Source organism: Pseudomonas sp. JQ170C, assembly GCF_035581345.1.
Classification (GTDB): domain Bacteria; phylum Pseudomonadota; class Gammaproteobacteria; order Pseudomonadales; family Pseudomonadaceae; genus Aquipseudomonas.
Genome location: NZ_CP141608.1, coordinates 2,897,821 through 2,908,987 on the forward strand (window position 1 = coordinate 2,897,821; position 11,167 = coordinate 2,908,987).

General features: G+C 64.8%; 12 protein-coding genes and 1 riboswitch. Of the genes, 8 read left to right on the forward strand and 4 right to left on the reverse strand.

Going from position 1 to position 11,167, the window contains the following annotated elements; translation table 11 throughout:
• Nucleotides 1-68 precede the first annotated feature (68 nt).
• The 7 genes from U9R80_RS13355 to U9R80_RS13385 all read left to right on the forward strand — a co-directional run bounded on the left by U9R80_RS13355 (nucleotide 69) and on the right by U9R80_RS13385 (nucleotide 6,563).
• The gene (locus U9R80_RS13355) at nucleotides 69-1,049 is read left to right on the forward strand and encodes a quinone oxidoreductase family protein (RefSeq protein WP_301837850.1); all 981 of its coding nucleotides are present in this window, start codon (nucleotides 69-71) and stop codon (nucleotides 1,047-1,049) included.
• A 12-nt stretch (nucleotides 1,050-1,061) separates the two neighbouring features.
• A complete protein-coding gene (locus tag U9R80_RS13360; protein WP_301837849.1) occupies nucleotides 1,062-1,910 on the forward strand; it encodes a TauD/TfdA dioxygenase family protein in 849 nt (282 codons plus the stop codon).
• Nucleotides 1,911-1,968: 58 nt separating this feature from the next.
• Nucleotides 1,969-3,021 carry a 3-keto-5-aminohexanoate cleavage protein gene (locus U9R80_RS13365; RefSeq protein ID WP_301837847.1) on the forward strand — a complete coding sequence of 351 codons (1,053 nt, stop codon included), beginning with the start codon at nucleotides 1,969-1,971 and terminating at the stop codon, nucleotides 3,019-3,021.
• Between the two features lie 245 nt (nucleotides 3,022-3,266).
• Nucleotides 3,267-4,586, forward strand: coding sequence for an MFS transporter (locus U9R80_RS13370; RefSeq protein ID WP_301837846.1), 1,320 nt, complete (start codon nucleotides 3,267-3,269; stop codon nucleotides 4,584-4,586).
• A complete protein-coding gene (locus tag U9R80_RS13375; RefSeq protein ID WP_301837845.1) occupies nucleotides 4,583-5,233 on the forward strand; it encodes a DsbA family oxidoreductase in 651 nt (216 codons plus the stop codon). The genes U9R80_RS13370 and U9R80_RS13375 overlap by 4 nt, the downstream gene beginning before the upstream one ends.
• Entirely contained in the window at nucleotides 5,230-5,556 is a 327-nt protein-coding gene (locus tag U9R80_RS13380; RefSeq protein WP_301837844.1) for a Rieske (2Fe-2S) protein, read from the forward strand. Before U9R80_RS13375 ends, U9R80_RS13380 begins: the two co-directional genes overlap by 4 nt.
• Complete coding sequence (locus tag U9R80_RS13385) at nucleotides 5,553-6,563, forward strand: YeiH family protein (protein ID WP_301837843.1); 1,011 nt, start codon at nucleotides 5,553-5,555, stop codon at nucleotides 6,561-6,563. Before U9R80_RS13380 ends, U9R80_RS13385 begins: the two co-directional genes overlap by 4 nt.
• Before the next feature lie 99 nt (nucleotides 6,564-6,662).
• Here the strand turns inward: U9R80_RS13385 and U9R80_RS13390 are convergent, their stop codons facing one another.
• The 4 genes from U9R80_RS13390 to gspG all read right to left on the reverse strand — a co-directional run bounded on the left by U9R80_RS13390 (nucleotide 6,663) and on the right by gspG (nucleotide 9,941).
• Complete coding sequence (locus U9R80_RS13390) at nucleotides 6,663-7,331, reverse strand: TenA family protein (protein WP_301837842.1); 669 nt, start codon at nucleotides 7,329-7,331, stop codon at nucleotides 6,663-6,665.
• Between the two features lie 3 nt (nucleotides 7,332-7,334).
• Complete coding sequence (locus U9R80_RS13395; protein ID WP_301837841.1) at nucleotides 7,335-7,982, reverse strand: TenA family protein; 648 nt, start codon at nucleotides 7,980-7,982, stop codon at nucleotides 7,335-7,337.
• Nucleotides 7,983-8,061: 79 nt separating this feature from the next.
• A riboswitch (TPP riboswitch) is annotated at nucleotides 8,062-8,176 on the reverse strand.
• Nucleotides 8,177-8,315: 139 nt separating this feature from the next.
• Complete coding sequence (locus tag U9R80_RS13400) at nucleotides 8,316-9,503, reverse strand: type II secretion system F family protein (protein ID WP_301837840.1); 1,188 nt, start codon at nucleotides 9,501-9,503, stop codon at nucleotides 8,316-8,318.
• A 15-nt stretch (nucleotides 9,504-9,518) separates the two neighbouring features.
• A complete protein-coding gene (gene gspG, locus U9R80_RS13405; protein ID WP_301837839.1) occupies nucleotides 9,519-9,941 on the reverse strand; it encodes a type II secretion system major pseudopilin GspG in 423 nt (140 codons plus the stop codon).
• Nucleotides 9,942-10,117: 176 nt separating this feature from the next.
• On the opposite strand from gspG, the gene U9R80_RS13410 reads away from it, so the two are divergent.
• The gene (locus U9R80_RS13410; protein ID WP_301837838.1) at nucleotides 10,118-10,723 is read left to right on the forward strand and encodes a lytic transglycosylase domain-containing protein; all 606 of its coding nucleotides are present in this window, start codon (nucleotides 10,118-10,120) and stop codon (nucleotides 10,721-10,723) included.
• The last annotated feature ends 444 nt before the right edge of the window (nucleotides 10,724-11,167 follow it).

The following is an 11,167-nucleotide window of genomic DNA, read 5'->3' on the forward strand; positions in this document are numbered from 1 at the left end:
GTAGGGCTTAGAGTCCAATCAACCTGAACTGACGCACTGCGTCCAGATCGATGATTGGAGTGACATGCATGGCCAAAGTCGTACGCTTTTATGAAACCGGTGGTCCCGAGGTGCTGCGCTATGAGGACGCCGAGGTCGGCGAACCCGGCCCGGGCCAGGTGCGGCTGCGCCAGGTGGCGGTGGGCCTGAACTACGCCGACACCTACTTTCGCAATGGCACCTACCCGATTCCGATGCCCAACGGCATGGGTGTCGAAGCCTCGGGTGTGGTGCAGGCCGTGGGCGAGGGCGTGACCCAGGTGGCGGTCGGTGATCGCGTGACCTACACCGGTTTTCTCAACACCCTGGGTGCCTATTGCACCGAGCGCCTGATCCCTGCCGCCGCGCTGATCAAGCTGCCCGAAACCATCGCCTTCGAGACCGCCGCGGCCATGACCATGCGCGGCCTGACCTCGGCCTACCTGATGCGCCGCCTGTACGACTTCAAGCCCGGCGACACGGTGCTGCTGCACGCCGCCGCCGGCGGTGTCGGCCTGATCGTTTCGCAGTGGGCCAAGCTGCTGGGCGTGAATGTGATCGGTACCGTCTCCACCGAAGCCAAGGCCGAAGTGGCCAAGGCCCACGGTTGCACCCACACCATCAACTACAGCCATGAAGACGTGGCCAGCCGCGTGCGCGAGCTGACGGACGGGGTGGGCGTCAACGTGGTGTTCGACAGCGTCGGCAAAAGCACGTTCATGGCCTCGCTCGACTCGCTCAAGCGCCGCGGCCTGATGGTCTGCGTGGGCACTGCATCGGGCACCATCCCGCCGTTCGACCCACAGATCCTGGCGATGAAGGGCTCCCTGCACCTGACCCGCCCGGCCCTGGCCGACTACATCGCCGACCCTGCCGAGAAGGCCGACCTTGCCGGCGAGCTGTTCGATCACGTCAGCAGCGGCCGGATCAAGATCGAGATCAACCAGCACTACGCCCTCCAGGACGCCGTCCAGGCGCACCGTGATCTGGAAGCGCGCAAAACCACCGGCTCCTCGATCTTCGTCATTTGAAGAGGGCAACACATGCACATCGAACAACTGACTTGCGCCATCGGTGCTGAAGTGACCGGTGTAAACCTGGCTGATGCGGTCCACGACGATGGCCTGTTCGGCCAGTTGCGTGAACAACTGCTCAAGCACCGCGTGCTGTTCTTGCGCGACCAGCACATCAGCCGTGCCGAGCATGTGGCCTTCGCCCGGCGCTTTGGCGAGCTGGAGGACCACCCGGTGGCCGGCAGCGATCCGGAGCACCCGGGCCTGGTGCAGATCTACAAGCGTCCCGACCAGCCAGCCGACCGCTACGAGAACGCCTGGCACACCGACGCCACCTGGCGCGATGCACCGCCCATGGGCTGCGTATTGCGCTGCGTGGAATGCCCGCCGGTGGGCGGTGACACCATGTGGGCGAACATGGTCCTGGCCTACCAGAACCTGCCCGACGAGGTAAAACAGAAGATCGAAGGCCTGCGCGCCCGCCACAGCATCGAGGCCAGCTTCGGCGCCGCGATGCCGATGGAAAAGCGCCTGGCGCTCAAGGCCCAGTTCCCCGATGCCGAGCACCCGGTGGTACGCACCCACCCTGAAACCGGTGAACAGGTGCTGTTCGTCAACGCCTTCACCACCCATTTCAGCAACTACCACACCCCGCAGCGGGTGCGCTTCGGCCAGGACGCCAACCCCGGTGCCTCGGACCTGTTGCGCTACCTGATCAGCCAGGCCTACCTGCCCGAGTACCAGGTGCGCTGGCGCTGGAAGCCCAACAGCATCGCCATCTGGGACAACCGCAGCACCCAGCATTACGCGGTCATGGACTACCCGCCATGCCACCGCAAGATGGAACGCGCCGGGATCAAGGGCGACCGCACTTTCTAAGCATTACCGATCCGCCCCACGGCGGACAGAAGACAATAACAAGACTGAGGATGACAGCATGCAATTCTTCGATGATTCGTTGCACCCGGAAAACATGGAAAAGGTGGTGATCACCGTCGCGCCGTATGGCCCGGAATGGATGCCTGAGGACTTTCCCGAAGACATTCCGCTGACCATGGATGAGCAGGTACAAAAAGCGGTCGACTGCTACGAGGCCGGTGCCACCGTACTCCACCTGCACGTACGCGAGCTCGACGGCAAGGGCTCCAAGCGCCTGTCCAAATTCAACGAACTGATTGCCGGTGTGCGTGAAGCGGTACCTGAGATGATCATCCAGGTGGGTGGTTCGATCTCCTTCGCCCCCGAGAGCGATGGCGAAGCCGCCAAGTGGCTGTCCGACGATACCCGTCACATGCTCGCCGAACTGACGCCCAAGCCCGACCAGGTCACGGTGGCGATCAACACCACGCAAATGAACATCATGGAGCTGCTGTACCCGGAGTACCTGGAGGGCACCTCGCTGTCCCATCCGGCGATCCAGGCCGCCTACAGCGAAATGACCGTGCCGGCCGGCCCTGCCTGGGTGCGTGAACACCTGCGCCGCCTGACCGCGAGCAACATTCAGCCGCACTTCCAGCTCACCGGCATGCATGCCCTGGAAACCCTTGAGCGCATCGTGCGCCGGGGCGACTACATGGGCCCGATGAACCTGACCTGGATCGGCATCGGCGGCGGCTTTGACGGCCCCAACCCGTTCAACTTCTTAAACTTCATCCACCGCGCGCCGAACGGCTGCACCTTGACCGCCGAATCGCTGCTCAAGAACGTGCTGCCGTTCAACACCATGGCCCTGGCCATGGGCCTGCACCCGCGCTGTGGCAACGAAGACACCATCATCGACCAGCACGGCAAGCGCTTTGGCTCGGTGCAGCAGATCCAGCAGACCGTGCGCGTCGCTCACGAGCTGGGCCGCGAAATCGCCAACGGCAAGGAAGCCCGCGCCATTTACCGCATCGGCGAGCAGTACAGCAGCATCGAGGAAACCCTCAAGGCCAACGGCATGGCGCCTAACCGCCAGCCAGGGCAGAAGGGCGTACCCCAACGCGCCTGATGGGCCGGGGTCGGCGCGCCCCAGGCGTTGTATGAAGAATATTGCAACGGCAGTCACTGTAGGAGCGGGCTTGCCCCGCGATTGCGGCATTACTGAAACACCGCAATCGCGGGACAAGCCCGCTCCCACAGGGGGCCCTACAAGATTTTCGTAAAGAGCCTGGGCGCCGACCCGCCCGTTACCGCGCAATCAGTCAGGCTTTTCAATAACAACAAGATTTACGCCAGACAACCGGAGGAGGCAGCATGGCCGCCTATATCGCCAGCGCCACAGATGATGATGGTGCCGACACTTCACGTGGCATTCCGCGGCGTTATGCCTGGATTGTCTTTGCCTTGACCTTCGGCCTGCTGATTTCCGACTACATGTCGCGTCAGGTATTGAACGCCGTTTTCCCGCTGCTCAAGAGCGAATGGGCCCTGACGGACAGTCAGTTGGGCTTGCTCAGCGGCATTGTCGCCCTGATGGTGGGGCTTTTGACCTTTCCGCTGTCGTTGCTGGCCGACCGCTTTGGCCGGATCAGGAGCCTGGTGCTGATGGCCGTGCTCTGGAGCCTGGCGACCCTGGGCTGCGCCCTGGCGGAAAACTACCAACAAATGTTCATTGCCCGCTTCCTGGTGGGTGTCGGTGAAGCGGCCTATGGCAGCGTCGGCATCGCCGTGGTGGTGGCGGTGTTCCCCCGCGACATGCGCGCAACGCTGGCCGGCGCCTTCATGGCCGGCGGCATGTTCGGCTCGGTGCTGGGCATGGCCCTGGGCGGAGTGATGGCCCAGCATCTGGGCTGGCGCTGGGCCTTTGCCGGCATGGCGCTGTTCGGGCTCCTGCTGGCCGTGTTGTACCCACTGATCGTCAAGGAAGCCAAGATCGCCCCCAAGCGCGCTGCCGCAGTCGCCTGCAAGGTCGCGCGCCCCCTGCATACCCTGTATGGCAGCCGTTCGGTGATTGCCGCTTATGTCGCCAGCGGTTTGCAACTGTTCGTGGGCGGCACGGTGATCGTCTGGATGCCCAGCTACCTGAACCGCTACTACGACATGGGCACTGACAAGGCCGGTGCCGTGGCCGCCATCATCGTGCTGTGCAGCGGCATTGGCATCATTCTGTGCGGCATGCTCTGCGACCGCCTGGGGCGTCAGCGCCCGGACCGCAAGATCAGCCTGGCCATCGGTTATTGCCTGGGCAGTTGCCTGTTGCTGTCGCTGGCCTTTGCCTTGCCGTCGGGCACCGCGCAACTGGTGCTGATCTGCCTGGGGATGATGATTGCCGCCGGCACCAACGGGCCCTCCAGCGCGATGGTCGCCAACCTGACCCATTACTCGGTGCATGGCACCGCGTTCGCCACCCTGACCCTGGCCAACAACCTGCTCGGTCTGGCCACAGGGCCTTTGATTACCGGTCGCGTCTCCGACGTGATTGGTCTGCATGCGGCCTTCCAGCTGGTGCCGCTGATCAGCATCGGCGCGGCTGCCGTGTTCTTTATTGCTAAACGCCACTACCACAACGACATGGCTCGCCTGCAGGACCTTGCGGTGGCTGAGCCTGGCGTGGCCCAGGAGTTGAAACCGTGAACCCCGTGTTGTCCATTGATGTTTTTTTCGACTTTATCTGCCCCTGGTGCCTGATCGGCCAGCGCCACCTTGAGCGTGCGCTGGAGCAACTGCGCGCCGAGCAACCCCAGCTACAGGTCCACCTGCGCTGGCGGGGCGTGCAACTGCTGCCGCAGGTACCGGTGGAGGGCCTGCCGTTCGAGGCGTTTTACCTTGAGCGGCTGGGCAGCGAGCAGGCGGTGCGCCATCGCCAGGCCCAGGTGCGGGTAGCGGCCAGTGCGGCAGGTGCGCACATAGACTTTTCCCGTATCAGCCGCATGCCCAACACCGCCGATGCCCACCGCTTGCTGGAGCGCGCCGTGGCCCTGGGCAACCCGACCCAGGCCGAGGCACTGCTCGATCAGCTGTTCGCCGCCTACTTTCACCAGGGCAAGGACCTTGGCGATCGCGCCACCTTGCTGAACATCGCCGAGGGCTGCGGGCTGATGCCGGCACAGGTCGCCGACTGCCTGCGCGGTGACGGTACGCCGTTCACCAGCGCAAGCCCGGCACCGGCCAGCGGTGTGCCGTGCTTGCGGTTCAACCAGCGCCAAGTGGTGTCAGGCGCGCAGCCGGTCGAGGTGTTGCTCGAGGTGATGCGCGAGTGCCTGCAAGAGGCGGCAGCATGACGCTTCGATACCCCGTACCCGCCCACAAGGTGCCTGCGCGCGACAGCCGTGCGCTGGTGGAATTCGAGGGCAGGAGCCTGGCGCTGTTCAACGTCGCCGACACCCTGTACGCCATCGACGACAGTTGCCCGCACCAGGGCGCCTCGTTGTGCGGTGGGCGTCTGGATGGGCGGGTGATCCAGTGCTGCGCCCATGGCCTGCGCTTCGATCTGGCCAGCGGCTACCTGCTCAATTCCACGGCGCTCAAGGTGCCGAGCTACCCGGTCGAACGCCAGGGCGAGCAGGTGTACATCGTGTTGGATGCCCAGGAGCCTGGCCAATGACCACAATCGCAATTGCCACCGTCAACCACCGTGCGCGGGAGCTGGCACCCGGTTTTATCGTCAGCCTGATCGCGGCGGCGGCGGCGAGTTTTTTGAGTGAGCACTACGACGCGCCGGTGATGCTGTTTGCCCTGTTACTGGGGATGGCCCTGAACTTTCTCTCGGTCGACGGGCGCTGCAAGGCCGGTATCGAGTTCACCGCGCGCACGGTGCTGCGCATCGGGGTCGCGCTGCTGGGCATGCGCATTACCCTGGAGCAGATAGCCAGCCTTGGCTGGAAGCCGGTGGCGCTGGTCATCATCATTGTGGTGGTGACCATTGGCGTGTCGATGGTGGTTGCCAAGGCAATGGGCTTCAACCGCCTGTTCGGCATGTTGACCGGCGGGGCGACGGCCATCTGCGGGGCGTCGGCGGCACTGGCCCTGGCGGCGGCGTTGCCGGCGCACAAGCAGAAGGAACACGCCACGCTGTTTACGGTGATTGGTGTGTCGGCGCTGTCGACCCTGGCGATGATCCTCTACCCGATGATTGCCGACTGGCTGCAGTTGTCGCCGCCGCAGGCCGGGGTGTTCCTGGGCGCCACCATCCACGATGTGGCGCAGGTGGTGGGGGCGGGCTACAGCATGGGCACCGAGACCGGCGATGTGGCCACCGTAGTGAAACTGATGCGGGTGGCGATGTTGCTGCCGGTGATCGTGGTGGCGGCGATGATTACCCGGCGCGCCGGGGACGACGCCAGTGGGCAGCGGCCGCCGCTGTTGCCGTGGTTCGCGGTGGGGTTTGTGCTGCTGGCGTGCCTGAACAGTACCGGTTGGGTTCCTGCGCTGGTGCAGGGTGGGGTCAACGACCTGTCGCGCTGGTGCCTGGTGGTGGCGATCAGTGCGTTGGGGATGAAGACCCAGCTCAAGGAGCTGGCCAAGGTCGGGATCAAGCCCATTGCCTTGATGGTGGGGGAGACGGTGTTCCTGGTCTTGCTGGTGCTGGCCTTGATGCATTGGGGGTTGTAGCCCCCAGTGGGAGCGGGCTGGCCCCGCGAGAGGCCCCAGGGTCGTACACATCCGGATCTATCGGCAAGGTTCAAGATCCATCGCGGGGCAAGGCCGCTCCTACAGTGGCCGTTGGGCGTCCAGGCCCATCTGCCAGAAGTCGGCTTCCAGCCGTGAGGCCTGGGCGAAGACCTTCACCAGCTCCTCGAACCGACGTTCGGTCATGGCCCGTGAAGCCAGGTCGTCCAGGTGGGCCCGGGCCGCTGTCGCTACCGCCTGGTAGCCGGCACCGGCGTATTCGCCGATCCACTCGCGGTACGGGTGATCGGCCAGGGCTTCGATCCCCTCGGGGCTCAGGTTGCGACCGATTTCGGCATAGCCGATGACGCAGGGCGCCAGGGCCACATGCAGGTCAAGCAGGTCGCCTGCCGCACCGCAGTCCAGGACGAAACGGGTATAGGCCACGGTCGCCTGGTGTTCCGGCGTGGCCGCCAGCGCTTCAGGCGACAGGCCCCAACGCTGGCACAGGCGCACGTGCAGTTCGGTCTCGTCGAGGATGGCCGCCAGCCCCGCCTGGGCCGAGCGGATGTCGGCCAGGGTACGGCTCTTGTAGGCGGCCAGCGCCCAGGAGCGGGCAAACTGGATCAGGAACAGGTAGTCCTGCACCAGGTATTTGCGAAAGGCCGGCTGGGGCAGGGTGCCGGCGCCCATCTGGCGAACGAAGTCGTGGTCGACGTAGCTGTTCCAGTCGGCGGCTGCGGCCTGCTTGAGGCGCTCGAAGATGTCCATGGATTACCCCTTGAGGTCGTAGGCGGCGTCGAAAAAGGCATGTTCCAGCGCGACGGCGCGCAGGAAGAAGTCGGTACTGATCTGCGCCTGGGCAGGGCCTACCCGGTCTAGCTCGGCGCGCAGGAAGGCGACAAAGGCCTGGAAGTCCGGGTTGTCGTGCAGGGTGATCCACTCGGCGTGTTCAAAGCGTGGCGGCAGTGCCTTGGGCGCGCGCAGTGCCCAGTCCAGGTACAGGCCTTCGGCCACGTTGAGCACTGCCAGGGCAGCAGCGTAGGAGCGGGTGGCCGCCGCTTCCTGCATGATCGCCTTGAAGCCTGCGGTGGGCAGCGAATCCGGTGCTTGCAGGCGTTGCGCCTCGCTCACGCCCAGCGCCTCGAAGGCCCGCAGGAAATAGGTGTTCTCTTCCCCCGAAATCACCCCGGTAAAGCGCCCCAGGCGAAGGCGCGCCTCGAAGGTGTCGGCCGTGGCAATGGCGGCGCCCAGCAGGGTCAGAAAGCTGTCGATGAAGCGATGGTCCTGGATCAGGTAATTGACCATGACGGTATCGTCCAGGGTGCCGGCCATCAGTTCGTTGACGAAGCGATGTTCGATGCACTGGGTCCAGCGTGGTTCGCTCTGGCGGCGAAGGGTGTCGGTAAAGCGTTCGGTCATCCTGCTGTCCTCATTGATGGCGACAGCGAGACCGGTTGTTGCAGACATGGGCGGCCTCGCAGTGAGACCGGCAAAAAGGCAGGTTGGCTATTCCCATCCCTTCGCCGGCATGATCCGGATCAGGTGTTAAGGGTCACCGCGCTGCGTGTGCCAGCGGTTTCTCAGCCCGTTGCCGGGCTCCCCTTGGTGGGCCGAATCTATACAGCAAGCGCACAGGAATGTCACGTTGCCCGCCAGGCTCGGTACGAAAAGCCTTGATACTCGGTGAGGCTGCGTTGAAAACAGCCTTGCCTGACCTTCGTCTCAAACCTTTTCATACAGAGCCTAGGCAGCCTAGTGGATGCTCGAGGCCAGCTCGAAAATCGGCATGTACATCAAGATCACGATAAAGCCGATCAACAGCCCGATGAAGGTCATCAGCAACGGCTCGAACAGGCGCACGAACCACTCGATCCAGCGGCCGATCTCTTCGTCGTAGAAGTCGGCGCTGCGTTCCATCATCTGCCCCAGGTTGCCCGACTGCTCACCGGCGCGCAGCAAGCGCAGCGACACCGGCGTAACCAGCTGCCCGGCCTCCAGCGCCGCCGACAGCGACAAGCCCTCGCGCACCCGTTCGCAGGCGTGCTCCAGGCGCTGGCTGGCAGCAGCCCCCAGCAGGCCGCGGGCCATCTGCATGGCCGTCAGGATCGGGATGCCGCCCTGAAGCAGAATCCCCAGCGAGCGGTAGAACCGTGCCAGTTCATACATCACCAGCCGCCGGTGCAGGGCCGGCAAGCGTTCGAGTTGACGGTTGAGCCAGCGCCGTACGCGCGGGTCGCGGCGCAGCACGAACATTGCCACCATCGTTGCGACAAAGCCGATGCCCAGGGGTGCCTGGTGGGCATGCAGGAACATACCGGCCTGCATCAACAACCGCGACAGCCAGGGCAGTTCCGTGCCCAGGCCCTCGAACACCAGGCTGAAACGCGGCACCACATAGCCGAGCAGGAACAGCACCACGCCGCCGCCGACCAACAACAGCAACAGCGGGTAAATCGAGGCGCTGATGATCTTCTGGCGGACTTCGTCCATGCGCTGGCGATAGGCAACATAGCGGCCCAGGGCATCCCCCAGGGCACCGGTCTTTTCGCTGGACTGCACCAGGGCGACGTAGAGCGGCGGGAACACACTCGGCAACTGGGCTAGCGACTGGGAGAACGACTTGCCTTCGTACAACAGGCGCACCAGCTCGCCCAGGGTCTTGCGGGCCTGGGGCGCCGACTCTTTCTCGGCCAGGCTTTCCAGGGCGTCGATCAGCGGCAGGCCGGCGTTGAGCAGGGTGGTCAGTTCCTGGCTGAACAGCACCAGGTCGAACACCTCGCCACGCCGCCAGCGCAGCTTGGCGAAGCGCTCGCAACTGCGCACGCTGACCACCCGCAGGCCTTGCTGCTCGGCCTGCTGGCGGGCTTGTCCGGCATCCTGGGCGTCCAGCGTCAGCAGGACCACGCCAGCCTTGCCCAGAGCCTTGAGCTCATAGCGCATGGGTCGTTCCTCCACTTACTGCCAGCTGGTGATCTCGGCGTTTTCACCGTCACCACCGGGTTGGCCGTCCTTGCCCATCGACAGCAGGTCGTACTCACCGTTCTCGCCAGGCTGGCGGTAGATGTAGTTGCGGCCCCACGGGTCCTGGGGGACTTTTTTCTGCAAGTACGGCCCGGACCAGCGGGTTTCGTCGCTGGGGGCCACGACCAGTGCGTTCAGGCCTTGCTCGGAATTGGGGTAATGCCCTACCTCCAGCCGATACAGGTCCAGGGCCTTGCTCAGGCCTTCGATTTGCGCCCGTGCCACCTTGGCTTCGGAGCGCCCCAACTGGCTGAAATACTTGGGCGCGACGATCCCCGCCAACAACCCCAGCACCACCAGCACCACCAGCAGTTCGAGCAGGGTGAACCCCTGTTGTGCGCGTTTCTTGTTGTACATGACCAGCCCTCCATTGTGCGTCTGCAAGGCCTCATGCAAATGCCGTGCGCGTCTGCGCCAAGCCTTTGCGCCACGGGCATGGCAAGGCGGCACAGTGCTTGCGTCAGTGAATGAAAGCCTCGGCAATCGGGGCATATGCCCCACTTTTCGGGGGACGCAACGGGGAGGGCGGCATTATGCGCTGGCTCACTGCAGGAATGTTTGTATGGCTGGCCTCGACCAGCCCGGCCCAGGCCGATGTCTACATCTCGATCAAGGCCGACGGCAGCTACGTGCTGTCCAACGTCCATCGACCCGGGCGCGCGTACCAGCGCGTGATCAGCGAGCCGGGGGCGAGTCTGGCCAGCAGCGGCCAGGCGCAACTGATCACCGGCATGCCCTATGCCAAGGTGGTTGCGGCGGCGGCCAAGGCCAACGATTTGCCCGAAGCCCTGCTGCATGCGGTGATCCAGGCCGAATCGCGCTACGACCCCAATGCCCGCTCGGCCAGTGGCGCGGTGGGCCTGATGCAACTGATGCCCGACACCGCCAAGGAGCTGGGCGTCAAGAACGCGTTGGACCCGGCCTCCAACGTGCAGGGCGGGGCGCGCTACTTGAAACGCATGCTCACCCTCTTTGACAACGACATCACCCTGGCGGTGGCCGCGTACAACGCCGGGCCCGATGCCGTGATGCGCCGCGGACGGGTGGTGCCGCCGTATGCCGAGACCCAGCGCTACGTGCCCAAGGTGCTGCGCCAGTACCGGCGGTTGCAGGGCTTGGCCGTGGATGCGCCGCTGTGAGGGCTTATCGCGGGGCAAGCCCGCTCCCACAGGTGCTGCGTCAGTACCGGCGGTTGCAAGGCTTGGCCGTGGATGCGCCGCTGTGAGGGCTTATCGCGGGGCAAGCCCGCTCCCACAGGTGCTGCGCCAGTACCGGCGGTTGCAGGGCCTGGCCGTGGATGCGCCGCTGTGAGGGCTTATCGCGGGGCAAGCCCGCTCCCACAGGTGCTGCGCCAGTACCGGCGGTTGCAGGGCTTGGCCGTGGATGCGCCGCTGTGAGGGCTTATCGCTTTCGTAGCCGCTGCCGCCAGGCTGCGATCGACTGCGTAGCAGTCGCCAGAGGGCACTACGACCGCTTCGCGGCCGATCGCAGCCTGACGGCAGCGGCTACACCCGCGTATCCCCGTTCAGTGGGGAATGCCGGGGAATCCAAAGTGCAGGGCGGGGCCCGATGCCGTGATGCCC

Coding starts and splice junctions, on each gene's coding strand:
- U9R80_RS13355 (WP_301837850.1), top strand. CDS start 69: ATGGCCAAAGTCGTACGCTTTTATGAAACCGGTGGTCCCGAGGTGCTG.
- U9R80_RS13380 (WP_301837844.1), top strand. CDS start 5,230: ATGACGCTTCGATACCCCGTACCCGCCCACAAGGTGCCTGCGCGCGAC.
- U9R80_RS13385 (WP_301837843.1), top strand. CDS start 5,553: ATGACCACAATCGCAATTGCCACCGTCAACCACCGTGCGCGGGAGCTG.
- U9R80_RS13395 (WP_301837841.1), bottom strand. CDS start 7,982: ATGACCGAACGCTTTACCGACACCCTTCGCCGCCAGAGCGAACCACGC.
- U9R80_RS13370 (WP_301837846.1), top strand. CDS start 3,267: ATGGCCGCCTATATCGCCAGCGCCACAGATGATGATGGTGCCGACACT.
- gspG (WP_301837839.1), bottom strand. CDS start 9,941: ATGTACAACAAGAAACGCGCACAACAGGGGTTCACCCTGCTCGAACTG.
- U9R80_RS13360 (WP_301837849.1), top strand. CDS start 1,062: ATGCACATCGAACAACTGACTTGCGCCATCGGTGCTGAAGTGACCGGT.
- U9R80_RS13410 (WP_301837838.1), top strand. CDS start 10,118: ATGCGCTGGCTCACTGCAGGAATGTTTGTATGGCTGGCCTCGACCAGC.
- U9R80_RS13400 (WP_301837840.1), bottom strand. CDS start 9,503: ATGCGCTATGAGCTCAAGGCTCTGGGCAAGGCTGGCGTGGTCCTGCTG.
- U9R80_RS13365 (WP_301837847.1), top strand. CDS start 1,969: ATGCAATTCTTCGATGATTCGTTGCACCCGGAAAACATGGAAAAGGTG.
- U9R80_RS13390 (WP_301837842.1), bottom strand. CDS start 7,331: ATGGACATCTTCGAGCGCCTCAAGCAGGCCGCAGCCGCCGACTGGAAC.